This is a genomic window from Kitasatospora sp. NPDC059146 (assembly GCF_042786665.1).
Lineage (GTDB): Bacteria > Actinomycetota > Actinomycetes > Streptomycetales > Streptomycetaceae > Kitasatospora.
Window position 1 is genome coordinate 62,111 of sequence record NZ_JBHZCY010000021.1, and the last position, 15,116, is coordinate 77,226.

The window sequence follows — 15,116 nt, forward strand, 5'->3', positions numbered from 1 at the left end:
GTGGCCGGTTACCGGATTCGGTACCGGCCCCTTCTCTTCGGACGCCGTTCGATATACGGTACACAACGCTTGTTACGTACCCATGTGCCAGGCAGGTCGGCGCGACGAGGCGCCGCATCTCCCCGCCCCCTCTGGAGAGTCCGCTGTGACCGAGCCCACTGACGCCACCGAAGCCACCGAGACCATCAAGTACCGCAAGAACGGCCTCACGCGCGGGGTGACCGAGGAACTCGCCGAGAGCATGAAGCGCGGCTGGGCCGACACCGAGCGCCACGCCCTCGAAGCGATCCCCCAGGCCGCCCACACCGAGCGCCGCCGGGCCGCGCTGTCCGCCGCCTTCCCCGGTGAACTGCTGGTGGTCCCGTCCGGCAACCCCAAGGTGCGGGCCAACGACACCGACTACCCGTTCCGCCCCTCCTCCGACTACGTCTACCTGACCGGCGACCAGTCCCAGGACGCCGTCCTGGTCCTGGAGCCCACCGGCGCCAGCGGCCACCACGCCGTGCTCTACCTGCGCAACCGCTCCGACATCGAGAACGGCGAGTTCTGGCTCGACGGCCACGGCGAACTGTGGGACGGCCGCCGCAACAGCCTCACCGAGAGCGAGAAGCTGTTCGGCCTGCCCTGCCGGGACGTCCGCACCGCACGCGCCGACCTGGCCGCCACCACCGCCCCGGCCCGGGTGCTGCGCCGGCACGACGCCGGGGTCGAGGCAGCCGTCGGCGGGCGCGCGAACCCCGAGCGGGACGCCGAGTTCGAGGTCTTCCTCTCCGGCCTGCGGCTGGTCAAGGACGAGTTCGAGATCGCCCAGCTGCGCCACGCCTGCCAGGCAACGGCCCGCGGCTTCGAGGACGTGGTGCGCGTCCTGGGCACGGACGCCGCGACGCCGGAACGCCTGATCGAGGGCACCTTCTTCGTCCGCGCCCGCCTGGAGGGCAACGACGTCGGCTACAGCACCATCGCCGCCGCCGGCCCGCACGCCACCACCCTGCACTGGGTGCGCAACAACGGCCAGGCCCGCCCCGGCGACCTGCTGCTGCTCGACGCGGGCGTGGAGACCGACGAGCTCTACACCGCCGACGTGACCCGCACCCTGCCGGTCTCCGGCCGCTTCACCGACATCCAGCGCAAGGTCTACGACGCGGTGCACGCCGCCCAGGAGGCCGGCATCGCCGCCGTGAAGCCGGGCGCGGACTTCCGCGACTTCCACCGCGCCGCCCAGCGCGAACTGGCCGAACACCTCACCGCCTGGGGCCTGTTCGGCGACCTCACCGCCGACAAGGTGTACGAGCTGGGCCTGCACCGCCGCTTCACCCTCGCCGGGACGGGCCACATGCTCGGCCTCGACGTCCACGACTGCGCCCACTCCCGCACCGAGGAGCACGTCGACGGCACGCTGCTGCCGGGCATGGTGCTCACCGTCGAACCGGGCCTCTACTTCCAGCAGAACGACCTGACCGTCCCGGAGGAGTACCGGGGCATCGGCGTCCGGATCGAGGACGACATCCTGGTCACCGAGGACGGCAACGAGAACCTCTCCGCCGACCTCCCCCGCGCCTCCACCGAGGTCGAAGCCTGGCTGGCCGCCCTGCGCGGCTGACGACCTGCGACCGACCACCGCAGTGCGGCCCCCCGGGGGGGGCGCACGCCCGGCGCCCCACCCCCCCGGGGGGCCCCCGGCAGCACGCCGGGGCCGCACTGCGGTCACTTCAATAGGCGGAGTGACAGATCTGTGACACCTCCGAACACGGCGAGCAGCCCCTGCTCGACCGAGGCCGAGCAGGGGCTACTCGCTGTGTTGGTCAGCGGAAGCGCAGTACCGCGGTGCTGCCGCCGACGAGGACGGGTCCGTATTGGTCCGGGTCACCGAGCGAGCGGTAGTTGATCACCGGGTCGCCTGCTCGCACGAGGGCTGTGGCGCACGCGAGGCACCAGGGCTGCGGTGGCTGCACGTCTCGGTCCTCGATCGCCGCCTCGGCGGTGCGACACTGCGCGCAGATCGACATGCAGCCCTCCTGGCTGTCTCAGCCCCAGCTGGAACCGCACGCGGTGCAGCCCCAACGGCCTTCCATGGTCTGGTAGGTGTTCCCCGACCCGCAGATCGGGCACGCCGTCATCTCGGTGCCCTGGCCGCTCTCCGGCAGGCTACCGTGCGTCGGGGTGGTGAGGTGGGTGGTCTGGACGGTCGGGCGGTCGAGCAGCCGCTCGCGCTGATCGCACAGGTGTAGCGCCTGCCGCTTCACGCCGTAGGCCTCGCGTCGGAGGGGCACGCCGAGGTCGCCTGGCCTGCAGCGGATCGGGCGCTCGCGGCAGCGCAGGCCAGTGGTGACCCGGTGGTCCGGGGAGAAGCAGCCCGGGTTCTGGCGATCACGATGCGGCGCGCCGGCCGCCTGGCCCGCTCCGGGGCTCCGCGAACCACCCTGTTCACGGTCGACGCGACCAGAGCGCAGGCGGACCGGTAGTGGATCGGCGTGCACTCCGCCCTGGGCACTCCCGACGAGGGCGTGCAGTACGCGGCGCGGATCGCCCCGGAGCGGCTGCCGACTGCCGAGCGCCAGGCCCGATTCGGTACGGACTGCGCCCGCATGTGGCACCACCTCGGCGACCACCGCCGGACCGTCGCCGCGTTGCAGTTCACCGAGCGGGTCGCCCCGGAGGAGGTACGCCGACCGGCCCTTCGGGCGTTGACGGCGGACCTCCTCTATGCGCCGGTCACCGTGCCCGGCGTGCGGGAACTCGCCACCCGCACAGGCGCCTCGTAGGCCCGGCCCCTCCTGGTGGCGGCCCCGCCCCGGGGGGTGGTGGTCGGCGAGCCCTAGTTCTCAGCGCCCGCAAGGGGCTTGACCCAGCGGGTCCACTGCGGTTCGGGGTGGTAGCCGGCGGCCTGCCAGGTGCGGTGGCCGAGGGCGTTGTCGTCCAGCACCATCGCATCGGCGCGGCGGCCGCCGAGTGCGGCGAAGCGCTCCTCGGCGGCCGCCAGCAGGGCGGCGCCGATGCCCCGGCGGCGGTGGTCGGGGTCGACGGCGAGGCGGTACAGGTGGCACCGCCAGCCGTCCCAGCCGGCGATGACGGTGCCGAGCGGGGTGGCCGGGGCGTCGGCCGCGGTGGCGACGATCAGGCACTGCGGGTCCCGGGCGAGCAGGGCGGCGACGCCCGCCTCGTCGTCGGTGATGCTGGTGCCCTTGGCGGCCCGGGCCCAGAGGGCGAGCAGGGCGGGGATCTCCTCGGGTCGGGCGGGGCGCAGCAGGATCTGTTCGGCGGTGCCGTTCTGTTCGGTCATGCCGGTCTGTCTAGCAGGGGGTCCGGCCGGGCCGCCCGGAATTCCGGGGCGTGGACGGCCCCCTGGTGGGAACGGCCGGCGGTCAGCCGAGGCGCCACACCGTGGTGGTCTTGACCGAGGCGTCCTCCAGGTCCGCCACCACCGGCACCTGGTAGGCGGCCACCGCGGTGAACCGGTCCCGGGGCAGGTAGGCCCGGCCCGGGTCGCCGACGATGACGGTGGCGCCGCGGGCGGCGGCCCGTTCCAGGAAGGGCAGGAAGCGGGCGGCCATCTCGCGTTCGTAGAACACGTCGCCGGCCAGTACCACCTCGGCCGGGGCGCCGTCCCCGTCCACCAGGTCGACCAGCGCGCCGTCCACCCGTACGCCGTTGGCCTCGCCGTTCAGGCCGATGGCGGCGACCGCGTAGGCGTCGATCTCGGCGGCCCGCACCTGCGTCGCGCCGCGCAGCGCGGCCGCCACGCCGACCAGTCCGGAGCCGGCCGCGATGTCCAGCACCGCCCGGCCGTCGACCAGTTCGGGGTGGTCCAGCACGTAGCGCGCGACCGCGACCCCGCCGGCCCAGGCGAAGGCCCAGAACGGCGGCGGCAGTCCGGCCCGGCCGCGTTCGCTCTCGGTGGTCTCCCACAGCGCGATGGCGTCCTGCGCCATGTGCAGGCGGATCTCGGGCACGAAGGGGACGGGCGTCAGCTCGGTCTCCCGCAGGATGAAGGCCTGATCGGTGTCCGGTCGATGAACTCGCAGCTCACTCGGCATGCCCGCAGCATAGGGCCCGCCGGACCCCGCTCACGCCCGCTCACGCCCGCCCGGCGGCCCGCTGGGTACGCCGGGCCAGCGAGTCGACCACGACGGCGGCCAGCAGCACCGCGCCGGTGATCATGAACTGGATGGCGTTGCTCAGGCCCTGGATGTTCATCCCGGACTGGATCGAGCCGATCACCAGCGCGCCCAGCAGCGCCGACCAGGTCTTGCCGCGCCCGCCGAACAGGCTGGTGCCGCCGATGACGGCCGCCGCGATGGCGTTCATCAGCAGGTTGCCGCCGCCGGAGGTCTGGCTGGCGGACTGGATCTGCGCGGCCAGGAACAGGCCGCCGATCCCGGCCATCGTGGAGCAGATGGCGAAGACGCTGATCCGGATCCACGAGACGTTGATGCCGGCCCGGCGGGCGCCCTCGATGTTGCCGCCGAGCGCGAACACCTGGCGGCCGTACGTGGTGCGGCGCAGCACGAAGTCCAGCACCACGATGAAGATCAGGAAGATCAGCAGGGCCAGCGGCAGCCCCTTGTACTGGTTGAGGGTGTACGCGGCGAGGAAGGCGATCACCGCCAGCAGCACCGTCCGCAGCACGATGTCGGTGACCGGCCGGGACGGCACGCCCGCGGCCTGCCGGCGTCGGGCGTCGACCAGCGAGGCGAAGAGGAACAGCAGCACGCCGACGGCCGCCGCGCCGTACGCGGCGATCTGCTGGCCGTAGATGGTGCTGTAGAGCCGGGAGACGATGTCCTTGCCGGAGAGGTTGACGGTGCCGCTGGCGCCGAGCACCTGGAGCATCAGGCCGTTCCAGCCGAGGTTGCCGGCCAGGGTGACGACGAAGGCCGGGACGCCGATCTTGGCGAAGAAGAAGCCGTGGATCGTGCCGACGATCGCCCCGCCGACGATCGCGGTGATCAGGGCGACCCACTGGTTGACGCCGTTGGTGACGTTCAGGACGGCGAAGATCGCCGCGCACAGGCCGCTGACCGAGCCGACCGAGAGGTCGATCTCGCCGAGCAGCAGCACGAAGACCACGCCGATCGCGATCATCCCGGTGCCGACGATCTGCTGGGACAGGTTGGAGAGGTTCTGCGCGGACAGGAAGGAGCTGTTGAGGCTGCCGAACACCGCCCAGATCACGATCAGGGCCAGCACGACGGGCAGCGAGCCCAGTTCGCCGCTGCTCATCCGGCGGCGGAACTCGCCCAGGTAGCCCTTGACGCCCTCCTGGCGGACGATCAGCCGGGGGTCGACCGCGGGGGTGGCCTCCGGGGCGACCGGGACGGGCGCGTTGACGCCGCCGGTGGGCATGGCGTCCTCGGGCAGCGGGGGGCGGTGGCGTTCGGGTTCGCCGCCGGGGGTGTTCCCGGGGGTGTGGTCGCTCACTGGGACCCCTCCTGGCCGCGGGCCCTGCGGCGGGTCACGGCGTTGTCCGTGGCGCCGGTGATGGCCGAGATGATCTCTTCCTGGTTGGTGCCGCGCCGGTCGAAGACGCCGTTGTTGCGGCCGAGGCGCAGCACCGCGACGGTGTCCGCGACGGCCATCACGTCCGCCATGTTGTGGCTGATCAGGATGACGCCGTGGTCCTGCTCGCGCAGCCGCTCGACCAGGTCGAGGACCTGGGCGGTCTGCTCGACGCCGAGGGCGGCGGTCGGCTCGTCCAGCATCACGACCTTGGGCGAGCCGATCAGGGCCCGGGCGATGGCGACGACCTGGCGCTGGCCGCCGGAGAGCGAGGCGACCGGGATCCGCACGCTGGGGATGCGGATGGAGAGGGTGTCCAGCAGCGTCCGGGAGCGCTTCTCCATGGCGACCTCGTCGAGGATGCCGAAGCGCCGGATCTCGCGGCCGAGGAAGAGGTTCCCGACCACGTCGAGGTTGTCGCACAGCGCGAGGTCCTGGTAGACCGTGGCGATGCCCAACTGCTGGGCGTCCTGCGGCCGGTGGATGCTCACCGGCCGGCCCTGCCACTCGATGGCGCCGTCGTCGGGCTGGTGCACCCCGGCGATCGACTTGACCAGGGTGGACTTCCCGGCGCCGTTGTCGCCGACCAGGGCCAGCACCTCGCCGGTGTGCACCTCGAGTTCGATGTCGGTGAGCGCCTGGACGGCGCCGAACCGTTTGGAGACCCCGCGCAGGGCCAGTACGGTCTCACCTGGCACAGTGACCAACTCCCTTGCCCCGCCTCCTCGGTGGAGGCGGGGCGGTTCGGATTCCGGGCCGCCTACTCCTGGCCGCCTACTACTGGCCGCCCGCTACTGGAGGCCGGCGCTCTTGCAGGCGTCGGCGTAGTCCGGGGTGCAGATCTGGGCGACGGTGTACAGGCCGTCCTGGACCACGGTGGTCTTGATGTTGTCCTTGGTGACGACGACCGGGGTGATCAGGTTGGCGGGCACCTTGTTGCCGCTGCCGTTGGTCACGGTGGTCGGGACCAGACTGGCGTCCAGCGCCTTGCCGGAGGCCAGGGCGACGGCCATCTGCCCGGCGATGTCGGTCTCCGGCTTGAACGGCTTGTAGATCGTCATGGTCTGGGTCCCGGCCACGATCCGCTGGATGCCGTCGAGTTGGGCGTCCTGGCCGGTGAGCGGGACGCTCAGGCCGGCCGCCTTGAGCGCGGTCGCGACACCCGCGGCCATGCCGTCGTTGGCCGAGTAGGCGCCGACCACGTTCGGCCCGCCGATCGCGGTGATCGCGGCGGCGGCCTCCTGGTTGGCGGTGTTCGGGTCCCACTGGGGGGTGTCGTACTCCTTGCCGATCTTGAGCTTGCCGTCGATCGCGCTGTGCGCGCCGGCCTTGAAGTCGGCCGCGTTGGGGTCGGTCGGCGAGCCGTTGATCATGAAGATCTCGCCCGCGTTCGCCTTGCCGCCGACCGCCGCGACCAGGGCCTGGCCCTGGAGCTCGCCGACCTTGTGGTTGTCGAAGGACACGTACGCGTCGGCCGGGCCCTGGGCGAGCCGGTCGTAGGCCAGCACCTTGACGCCCGCGTCGTGGGCCTTCTGCACGGAGGACTGGATCGACTTGGCGTCCACCGCGTCCAGGATCAGCACCTTGTCGCCCTTCGTGAGGGCGGTGTCCACCTGGGTCTGCTGGAGGGTCGCGTCCTGGTTGGCGTTGTAGTAGTCGATCTGCGCGTCCGGCGCCAGCTCCTTGATCTTCTTCTCGATCAGCGGGCGGTCGAACTGCTCGTAGCGGGTGGTCTTGGTCTCCGGCAGCAGCAGGCCGATCCGCACCGCACCGACCGCGGCCGTCCCGCCGCCGCTCGCGGCGGCCGAGCCCGACGAACCGCCGCCTGACGAGGACTGCTTGGCGCTGCCGCAGGACGCCGCGCCGAGGCCGAGGGAAACCACTGCGGTCACCGCGAGGACGCGGCGGAGCCTGATGCTCATCGGGAAGCCTCTCCGATTGAATCCGCCCCCCTGCCCTCCGAGTCTGGGAAGCCATCAGCGCCTCCACGACCCAGGTGCGCCAAACGGGCGTGCCCGCGGTCGTCGGGCCGCGGCTCAGCGGACCGCGGCTCGTCGGGTCGCGGCTCGTGGGGTCACGGCTCGTGGGGTCGCGGCTCGTCGGTGCCCGGTGCGGTCGCTACTCCCCCGCCAGCGGCAGCGCGGCGGTGAGCCGGGCACCGGCCTCCGTCGGGGTGACGGTGAGGGTGCCCCGGTGGTGGCGGGCGATGTCGCGGGCGATCGGCAGGCCCAGGCCGCTGCCGCCGTGGTCGCGGGAGCGGGCGTCGTCGAGGCGGGTGAAGCGTTCGAAGACCCGCTCCCGGTCGGCGGGCGGGATGCCGGGCCCGTCGTCCTCGACGTCCAGCAGGGCGAGGCCGCGCCCGGGGTCGGCGGCCAGCCTGACGTGCACGGTGGTGGCGGCGTGCCGCTCGGCGTTGTCCAGCAGGTTGGTGAGCAGCCTGCCCAGCCAGAGCGGGATGCCGTCGACGGCGACCCCGGGGGCGAGGTCGGTGGTGCGGCGGTGCAGGCCGGGCGGGCGGGCCAGCACGGTGGTGGCGACCAGCTCGGTGAGGTCGGTCCGCCGGCGCGGCCGGTCGTCGGTGCCGCCGGCGTCGAGGCGGGCGAGCAGCAGCAGGTCGGTGGCGAGGTTCTGCAGCCGGTCGGTGTCCTCCAGCGCGCCGTGCACCAACTCGGCGCGGACCGCCGGGTCCGGGTGGGTGTCGGCGACCTCCAGCTGGGTGCGCAGCACGGCGAGCGGGCTGCGCAGTTCGTGCGAGGCGTCGGCGATGAACTCGCGCTGGCGCCGGCCGGAGGCCTCCAGCCGGTCGAGCATCGCGTTCATGGTGGCGGCGAGCCGGGCGATCTCGTCGGCGGTGCCCGGTTCGGGGACGCGGCGGTGCAGGTCCTGGCCGGTGATGGCGTCGACCTCGGCGCGGATCGCCTCCACCGGCCGCAGCGCCTGCCCGGTGACCTTCCAGGTGACCACCACCCCGGTGAGCAGCAGCAGCGGGCAGGCGACGGCCAGACCGGCCTGGGTGATGTCCATGGCCTCGTCGGCGGCGCGCAGCGAGGCGCCCGCGTACACGGTGACCGGGCCGGTCGGGGTGTCGGCGGTGACGGCGGCGAGCCGCTGGCGGTGGTGCTCGTACAGCGGGTCGACGTCGTCGGTGGTGTGCGAGCCGGTACGCCCGGCGACGGACAGCGCCGGGCGGCCGGCCAGGTTGGGGCTGGCCGCGAGGACGCTGCCGCGGGCGTCGACGACCTGGAGGAAGTCGGTGCCGTGCGCGGCGTGCAGGACGGGTGCCAGCCGCCCCTGGGCGGCGAGTTGGGCGACCGAGTCGGCCTGCTGCCGGGTGGCGGAGGTCGCGGAGGCGACCAGGTCGGCGCGGACGGCGGCGAGCAGTCCGGCCCCGGCCAGGACGAGGGCCGCGGCCAGCACCGTACCGGCGGCCGCGGTGGCCCGGGCGCGCACCGTCCTCGGGACGAACCGGCGGAGCACGGAGGGCAGCCGACGCAACCGGCTGAGCACGGACGGCAGTCGACGCAACCGGCGGAGCACGGAGGGGACTTGCCGCGGTCCGGGGCGGCGGGAGCGGCGCACCTCAGCCGCCGGCCGGGTCGAGCCGGTAGCCGGCGCCGCGCATGGTCTGCAGGGCGGCCCGGCCGAAGGGCGCGTCGATCTTGCGCCGCAGGGCGTGGACGTGCACCTCGACGATGCTCGGGTCGGCGTCGTGGTGGGCGTCCCAGACCTGGTCGAGGATCTCGCGCTTGGAGACCACCGTGCCGGCCCGGGCGGCCAGGTGCTCCAGGATCGCGAACTCCCGGGCGGTCAGGTGGGTCGGGGTGCCGGCCCGGGTGCAGGTGCGGGCGTTGGCGTCCAGGACCAGGTCGCCGAGGGTGTGCAGCCGGGGGCGCTGCTGGTCGATCCGGCGGTGCAGGGCGCGCAGCCGGGCGAGCAGGACGACGAAGGAGAACGGCTTGGCGAGGTAGTCGTCGGCGCCGGTGTCCAGGGCCTCGGCCTCGTCCCACTCGCCGTCCTTGGCGGTGAGCATCAGGATCCCGGCCCGGCAGCCGGCCTCGCGCAGCCGGGCGCAGACCCGGTAGCCGTTGAGGCCGGGCAGCATGATGTCGAGGACGATCACGTCGTAGGGGTGGCGCTCGGCGAGGGCGAGGCCCTCGGGGCCGTTGTGGGCGGTGTCCACGGTGTGGCCGTCGGGCTCCAGGCCGCGCCGCAGCGCGGTGGCCATCCGCTGTTCGTCCTCCACGACGAGTATGTGCATCCGTTCAGGGTGCCAGGCCGCCGTGAGTGATCTTGCGGCGGCTTAAGCGTGGGTTCAGGTGCGGTCCGCCATGATCGCCGGGCGCGGAGCGCAGCGCCGCACTTCCCAGGCAAGGAGCACGCCCGATGACCGATCCCCAGTCGTCCTTCACCCCGTCGTCCGGTGAGGAGCCGGAGGTCCCCGAACTGCCGCCGCTGTCGCCCCGGCGCCGTCGCGCGCAGCGGCTGCGCGCCTGGGCGGGCGGCAAGGAGCGCCGGCTCGCCGCCGGGGTGGTGACGGTGGCGCTGCTCGGCGCGGGCGGGCTGGCCGTCGCGGTGGCGGCCCACGAAGGACACGGGGAGGGTGGCCGCGGGCACCGCGAGGCGGCGGCCTCGGCCGAGGACGGCGCCGGACGCGGGGACGGGCACGGCGGCGGACACGGCGCCGGACGCGGGCAGGAGCAGGAGCGCGGCCGCGGGCAGGAGCAGGGACACCGGCACGGGCAGCAGCGCGGCGGCGAGGGCCAGCAGCAGGGCCAGGGCCGGGCGCAGGGCCAGGCGCACGCCCCGCTGCCCTCGGTCGGCGCCTCCACCGCCCTGGACAAGGCCCAGGCCGCCGTGCCGGGCGGCCGCGCCGAGTCGCTGCGCCGGATCACCGAGCAGGGCGGCGGAGCCGCCTGGGCCGTGTCGGTCGTCGGCCAGGACGGCGTGCGCCACCTGGTGACGGTGGACGGCACCAGCGGTGAGCTGACCTCCAACACCACCGTCGGGAACGCCGCCGCCGGGAACGCCGGCGCCACCGGCAACACCGCCGACGGCGCCGAGGGCTGACATGGCCCACACCTCGACGACCCGCCCCGCCCCCGACCGCCCCGCCCCGGGCCGGCCCCCGCGCTCCGACGCCAACAAGGTGCCCGCCGTGGACGGCTGGTTCTGGCTGGTGAAGGTGCTGACCACCGGCATGGGCGAGACGCTCTCCGACTTCCTCGCCAAGACCTTCGACCCGGTCCTGGCGGTGGCCGCCGCCGGGCTGCTGCTCGCCGTGGCCCTGCTGGTGCAGCTGCGGACCCGGCGCTGCGTGCCCGGGCTGTACTGGGCGGTGGTCGTCCTGGTCAGCGTGTTCGGCACGATGGTCGCCGACGTGGCGCACGTCGCGCTCGGCGTCCCGTACGCGCTGTCGGCCGGCTCGCTGGCGGTGGCGCTGGCGGTGCTGTTCCTGCTCTGGCACCGGGTGGAGGGCTCGCTGGCGATCGACCGGGTGACCGGGCTGCGCCGGGAGCTGTTCTACTGGTCGGCCGTGCTGGTGACCTTCGCCCTGGGCACCGCGCTGGGCGACCTGACGGCGGCCACCCTGCACCTCGGCTACCTGGTGGCCGGGCTGGGCTTCGCGCTGCTGATCGCGATCCCGGCGGTGGCGGCCCGGTCCGGCTGGGTGGGCCCGGTGGCCGGTTTCTGGTGGGCGTACGTGCTGACCCGTCCGCTGGGCGCCTCCTTCGCGGACTGGCTGGGCGTGGGCGCCGACCGCGGCGGCATCGGCCTGGGCACCGGCCCGGTCAGCCTCGCCCTGGCGGTGCTGATGGCGGTGTCGCTGGCGCTCGCCGCGCGGGCGCACCGTCGGGCGGCGGCTGGACTCTCCGCCCACTGAGCGTCTACATTGCTGTAGACGTCGGAGGCGCACGGCATCACCCCCCGGACAGCCGTGCGCCTCCGGCCTCCCCGCAGACCCCTGCCCCCCGCAGGCCCCCGCCCCCGCAGGACGCCGCGGCCCTTCACCCCCGCTCGTCGACCACCCGCTTGATCTTCCCGACCGAGCGCTCCAGCGTGTACGGGTCCACCACCTCGACCGAGACCGTCACGCCCACGCCGTCCTTGACCGCCCGGACGATCTCCGCCCGCGCCGCCTCCCGCAGCCCGGCCGCCGCCTCCGGGCGGGCCTCCACCCGGACGGTCAGGTGGTCCAGCCGCCCCTGCCTGGTCAGCCGCAGCTGGAAGTGCGGGGCGACGCCCGGGGTGCGCAGCAGGATCTCCTCGATCTGGGTCGGGAAGAGGTTCACCCCGCGCAGGATGATCATGTCGTCGCTGCGCCCGGTGACCCGCTCCATCCGCCGGAAGGCCGGCCGTGCGGTGCCGGGCAGCAGCCGGGTGAGGTCGCGGGTGCGGTAGCGGACGATCGGCAGCGCCTCCTTGGTGAGCGAGGTGAGGACCAGTTCGCCGCTCCCCCCCTGCGGGAGCACCTCGTCGCCGAGCGGGTCCACCACCTCCGGGAGGAAGTGGTCCTCCCAGATGTGCAGGCCGTCCTTGGTCTCCACGCACTCCTGGGCGATCCCGGGGCCCATCACCTCGGAGATGCCGTAGATGTCGACGGCGTGCAGGTCGAGCCGCTCCTCGATCTCGCGCCGCATCTCCTCCGTCCAGGGCTCGGCCCCGAAGATGCCCACCCGCAGCGAGCTGCCGCGCGGGTCCAAGCCCTGCCGGTCGAACTCGTCCAGCAGGGTGAGCAGGTAGGACGGGGTGACCATGATGATCTCGGGGCGGAAGTCCTGGATCAGTTGGACCTGCCGGGCGGTCATCCCGCCGGAGGCCGGGATGACGGTGCAGCCGGCCCGCTCGGCGCCGTAGTGCGCGCCCAGTCCGCCGGTGAACAGCCCGTAGCCGTACGCGATGTGCACCTTGTGCCCGGGCCGGCCGCCGGCCGCGCGGATCGAGCGGGCCACCACGTCGGCCCACACGGAGAGGTCGTTCTCGGTGTAGCCGACCACGGTCGGGCGTCCGGTGGTGCCGCTGGAGGCGTGGATCCGGCGGACCTGCTCCATCGGGACGGCGAACATCCCGAAGGGGTAGCCCTCGCGCAGGTCGGCCTTGGTGGTGAACGGGAAGCGGGCGAGGTCGTCGAGGGTTCGGCAGTCCTCGGGGTGGACCCCGGCGGCGTCGAACTTGCGGCGGTAGAGCTCGACGTGGTCGTAGGCGTGCCGCAGGGTGGCCCGGAGCCGGTCGAGCTGGTGGGCGCGCAGTTCGTCGACGCCCATCCGCTCGCCGGCATCCAGGAGCGCTGGCGGAATCGGCTCCCCCAGGCGTCGGTCGGGGTCGGACGCACGGCCGGTCATCGTCGCTCCTTCGCAGGTCGGACGGGACTGGGAGCCCTACCGATCGTTCGGTCAGGACAAGCCCAGGCCAAGTAATCCAGCACCCGAACCACCTGTCAAGGGATCGCACGGCGCTCCCGGAATGTGCAGTTCCGGTGCGTTCGTACCGGGTTCACCCCCGTCGCTTGATTGGCTGATATGAAAATCATTACGGAACTATTACCCGGGGGCCCCACCCATCGGGCCGCACCCATGGTTCAGTGGTGCGGCTTCTCCCCCGCACCCCGGAGTGATCACCTTGGCCTCGACCCCTGCGCTGGTCAGCGCGCTGCGCGAGCTCGGCGACCGGCCCGCCGTCGTCGCCGACGGACGCGCGATCAGCGGCATCGGCCTGCTGCTCGGCGTCTCCCCGCCCGGCGGCCTGCCCCGGGCCCTCGCCGAACGCGTCGCCGCGCACGCCGCCCTGCCGCCCTCCACCGCCCGCGCCGCCGAGGAACGGCTCCGGCACTGGGCCGGCGTCCTCGGCCCGGCGCCCATCCGGCACACCGTGCTGCACCCGGTCACCGACCTCGCCGTCGAACTCGCCCTCGCCACCCTGCTGGCCGGCGGCACCGTGCACTGCCCCGACCCGGCCCTGCCCCCCGAGGAGCAGCTCACCGCCCTCGCCGCCGGCGGCACCACCCACCTCAGCCTGCCCTCCGCCCTGCTCTGGCAGCTCAGCCGGCACCCCGGCCTCGCCGACCACGACCTCGGCGCGCTCCGGCTCGTCCTCCACGTCGGCCCCGAACCCCGGCAGGACGACGTCTACGCCGCCGTCGACGCCCTCGGGGCCGTCCTCGCCCACGTCCGCGCCCCGCACAGCCAGGCCGAGGCCGCCGACCGCCGCCTGCGCGCCGACGCCCGGACCGCCACGGCCGCCGCCTGGAAGCACAGCATCGGCGTCACCGCCGAGCAGGTCAGCACCTTCGGCGCCCACCTCGACCGGGCCGTGCTCACCACCCTGCTGCACACCCTCCAGCAGACCGGGATCCTCACCGAACCCGCGCCGGGGACCGTCCCGGGGACCGACCCGGAGCCGGGTCCCGACGCCACCCCGACCCCGGCGCGCTCCGAGGCCGAACTCCTCGCCACCGCCCTCGTCACCCCCGCCCAGCGCCCCCGGGTCGGCCGCTGGCTCGACGCCCTCGCCCGACACGGCCTGATCGCCCACCGGGACGGCGGCGCCCAGGGCCCGCTCTACCACGGCGCCCCCGAACTCGGCCCCGCCGCGGTCCGGGAGGCCTGGCGGCCTGCCGCCGACACCTGGGCCGACGGCCTCGGCAGCGCCGCCGTCCTCGACCGGGTCAGACGCGGCGCCCTGCGCCTGCCCGGCCTCCTCACCGGCGACGAGGCCCCCCGCCCCGCCGCCGCCCCCGTCCGCTGGGCCGCCGCCCGCGGCTACCTCGGCACCGCCCTCGGCGCCCTCGTCCGCGCCACCGCCGAGGCCCACCACGGGCCGCGGCCGCTGCGCGTCCTCGAACTCGACCGCGACGGCACCGAGACCGCCGTCGCCCGCGCCCTCGCCGCCCGCCCCCGGCAGAACGCCGACCACCACCTCGCCCCCGACGGCGGGCGCTACGACATCGTCGTCGCCTCCGCCGCCGGACGGCCCGAGGAGGAGGTCCCGGCCCTCGTCGACCTGCTCGCCCCCGGCGGCCGGCTGCTGCTGCTCGCCCCCGTCGCCGAACAGCTCGACCTGCTGATCACCGGCGACCCGCGCGGCCTCACCGCCCATCCGGCCGAGCACTGGCAGTCCGCCCTCACCGCCGCCGGCTGCCCCACCGTCCTCACCCTCCCGGAGGCCGGGCACCCGATGGGGCTGCTCGGGCAGGGACTGTTCGTCGCCCGGGTCGACTGACGCGGGCGCCGTTACGATCGGGCGCATGGCCGCTTCCGTCTCCGCTTCGGTTTCCGCTCCCGCTTCGGTGTCCGTTTCCGCTTCCGTGCGCTCGATCCGCTCCCGGGCCTCCCTCGGCTCGATCGGCTCCATCGGTTCCATCGGCTCGCTGCTGTCGATCGGATCCGTCGGGTCCGTGCTCTCCATCGGCTCCGTCGGCAGCGTGCTGTCCATCGGCTCGGCCGGGTCCGTGGTCAGCGCGTTCTCGGCCTGCTCCTGGCTGAGCGTCGGCTCGCTGCTGTCCGTGCGCTCCCGCTGGTCCGTACGGGGCCGGCGCCCGGGGCGGGGACCGAGGCAGTACCCCGGACACGGACCCGGGCACGGACCGTCCGTGGCCGACCGGTGAAGCACGGGTCACGTACCGC

16 protein-coding genes are annotated in these 15,116 nt (G+C 74.1%); 6 read left to right on the top strand and 10 right to left on the bottom strand.

The annotated features are described in order from the left end of the window. Positions 1-82 precede the first annotated feature (82 nt). Positions 83-1,600, top strand: coding sequence for an aminopeptidase P family protein (locus ACFXPX_RS12445; protein WP_380591740.1), 1,518 nt, complete (start codon positions 83-85; stop codon positions 1,598-1,600). A 202-nt stretch (positions 1,601-1,802) separates the two neighbouring features. Here the strand turns inward: ACFXPX_RS12445 and ACFXPX_RS12450 are convergent, their stop codons facing one another. Then, a complete protein-coding gene (locus ACFXPX_RS12450; protein WP_380529888.1) occupies positions 1,803-2,006 on the bottom strand; it encodes a hypothetical protein in 204 nt (67 codons plus the stop codon). Between the two features lie 18 nt (positions 2,007-2,024). Next, on the bottom strand, positions 2,025-2,270 hold the full coding sequence (locus ACFXPX_RS12455; RefSeq protein ID WP_380640929.1) for a hypothetical protein: 246 nt from the start codon (positions 2,268-2,270) through the stop codon (positions 2,025-2,027). 201 nt (positions 2,271-2,471) lie between these two features. Here ACFXPX_RS12455 and ACFXPX_RS12460 point away from each other — a divergent pair, with 201 nt between their 5' ends. After that, complete coding sequence (locus ACFXPX_RS12460; RefSeq protein WP_380529891.1) at positions 2,472-2,762, top strand: hypothetical protein; 291 nt, start codon at positions 2,472-2,474, stop codon at positions 2,760-2,762. 53 nt (positions 2,763-2,815) lie between these two features. Here the strand turns inward: ACFXPX_RS12460 and ACFXPX_RS12465 are convergent, their stop codons facing one another. The 7 genes from ACFXPX_RS12465 to ACFXPX_RS12495 form a co-directional block, all read right to left on the bottom strand. Then, a complete protein-coding gene (locus ACFXPX_RS12465) occupies positions 2,816-3,280 on the bottom strand; it encodes a GNAT family N-acetyltransferase (RefSeq protein WP_380529893.1) in 465 nt (154 codons plus the stop codon). 82 nt (positions 3,281-3,362) lie between these two features. Beyond that, positions 3,363-4,034 (bottom strand): methyltransferase, encoded by a 672-nt coding sequence (locus tag ACFXPX_RS12470; RefSeq protein WP_375886386.1) that lies wholly within the window; start codon positions 4,032-4,034, stop codon positions 3,363-3,365. 40 nt (positions 4,035-4,074) lie between these two features. Next, positions 4,075-5,343, bottom strand: a complete 1,269-nt coding sequence (locus ACFXPX_RS12475; RefSeq protein ID WP_380640951.1) for a sugar ABC transporter permease — start codon at positions 5,341-5,343, stop codon at positions 4,075-4,077. 71 nt (positions 5,344-5,414) lie between these two features. Further along, entirely contained in the window at positions 5,415-6,194 is a 780-nt protein-coding gene (locus tag ACFXPX_RS12480) for an ATP-binding cassette domain-containing protein (protein WP_375886383.1), read from the bottom strand. A 93-nt stretch (positions 6,195-6,287) separates the two neighbouring features. Further along, positions 6,288-7,418, bottom strand: coding sequence for a sugar ABC transporter substrate-binding protein (locus tag ACFXPX_RS12485; protein ID WP_375886380.1), 1,131 nt, complete (start codon positions 7,416-7,418; stop codon positions 6,288-6,290). A gap of 196 nt (positions 7,419-7,614) precedes the next feature. Next, the gene (locus tag ACFXPX_RS12490; protein ID WP_380593716.1) at positions 7,615-9,003 is read right to left on the bottom strand and encodes a sensor histidine kinase; all 1,389 of its coding nucleotides are present in this window, start codon (positions 9,001-9,003) and stop codon (positions 7,615-7,617) included. A gap of 73 nt (positions 9,004-9,076) precedes the next feature. Continuing rightward, on the bottom strand, positions 9,077-9,754 hold the full coding sequence (locus ACFXPX_RS12495) for a response regulator transcription factor (RefSeq protein WP_380640931.1): 678 nt from the start codon (positions 9,752-9,754) through the stop codon (positions 9,077-9,079). A gap of 125 nt (positions 9,755-9,879) precedes the next feature. On the opposite strand from ACFXPX_RS12495, the gene ACFXPX_RS12500 reads away from it, so the two are divergent. Together ACFXPX_RS12500 and ACFXPX_RS12505 are read left to right on the top strand one after the other, a co-directional pair. Continuing rightward, positions 9,880-10,563: a PepSY domain-containing protein gene (locus tag ACFXPX_RS12500; protein ID WP_380640933.1), complete on the top strand. Its 684-nt coding sequence runs from the start codon at positions 9,880-9,882 to the stop codon at positions 10,561-10,563. Position 10,564: 1 nt separating this feature from the next. After that, positions 10,565-11,377 (top strand): hypothetical protein, encoded by an 813-nt coding sequence (locus ACFXPX_RS12505; protein ID WP_375886370.1) that lies wholly within the window; start codon positions 10,565-10,567, stop codon positions 11,375-11,377. Positions 11,378-11,501: 124 nt separating this feature from the next. Here the strand turns inward: ACFXPX_RS12505 and paaK are convergent, their stop codons facing one another. Continuing rightward, positions 11,502-12,836, bottom strand: a complete 1,335-nt coding sequence (gene paaK, locus ACFXPX_RS12510) for a phenylacetate--CoA ligase PaaK (RefSeq protein WP_380640935.1) — start codon at positions 12,834-12,836, stop codon at positions 11,502-11,504. A 277-nt stretch (positions 12,837-13,113) separates the two neighbouring features. Between paaK and ACFXPX_RS12515 the strand changes: the two genes are divergently transcribed. After that, on the top strand, positions 13,114-14,712 hold the full coding sequence (locus ACFXPX_RS12515) for a hypothetical protein (protein ID WP_380640937.1): 1,599 nt from the start codon (positions 13,114-13,116) through the stop codon (positions 14,710-14,712). Between the two features lie 67 nt (positions 14,713-14,779). After that, the gene (locus ACFXPX_RS12520) at positions 14,780-15,097 is read left to right on the top strand and encodes a hypothetical protein (protein WP_380640939.1); all 318 of its coding nucleotides are present in this window, start codon (positions 14,780-14,782) and stop codon (positions 15,095-15,097) included. Positions 15,098-15,116 lie beyond the last annotated feature (19 nt).

Bases quoted from the DNA above. Each gene is read 5' to 3' on its own strand.
- ACFXPX_RS12445 (WP_380591740.1), top strand. From the start codon at position 83: ATGTGCCAGGCAGGTCGGCGCGACGAGGCGCCGCATCTCCCCGCCCCC.
- ACFXPX_RS12450 (WP_380529888.1), bottom strand. From the start codon at position 2,006: ATGTCGATCTGCGCGCAGTGTCGCACCGCCGAGGCGGCGATCGAGGAC.
- ACFXPX_RS12465 (WP_380529893.1), bottom strand. From the start codon at position 3,280: ATGACCGAACAGAACGGCACCGCCGAACAGATCCTGCTGCGCCCCGCC.
- ACFXPX_RS12470 (WP_375886386.1), bottom strand. From the start codon at position 4,034: ATGCCGAGTGAGCTGCGAGTTCATCGACCGGACACCGATCAGGCCTTC.
- ACFXPX_RS12475 (WP_380640951.1), bottom strand. From the start codon at position 5,343: ATGCCCACCGGCGGCGTCAACGCGCCCGTCCCGGTCGCCCCGGAGGCC.
- ACFXPX_RS12485 (WP_375886380.1), bottom strand. From the start codon at position 7,418: ATGAGCATCAGGCTCCGCCGCGTCCTCGCGGTGACCGCAGTGGTTTCC.
- ACFXPX_RS12495 (WP_380640931.1), bottom strand. From the start codon at position 9,754: ATGCACATACTCGTCGTGGAGGACGAACAGCGGATGGCCACCGCGCTG.
- ACFXPX_RS12500 (WP_380640933.1), top strand. From the start codon at position 9,880: ATGACCGATCCCCAGTCGTCCTTCACCCCGTCGTCCGGTGAGGAGCCG.
- ACFXPX_RS12505 (WP_375886370.1), top strand. From the start codon at position 10,565: ATGGCCCACACCTCGACGACCCGCCCCGCCCCCGACCGCCCCGCCCCG.
- paaK (WP_380640935.1), bottom strand. From the start codon at position 12,836: ATGACCGGCCGTGCGTCCGACCCCGACCGACGCCTGGGGGAGCCGATT.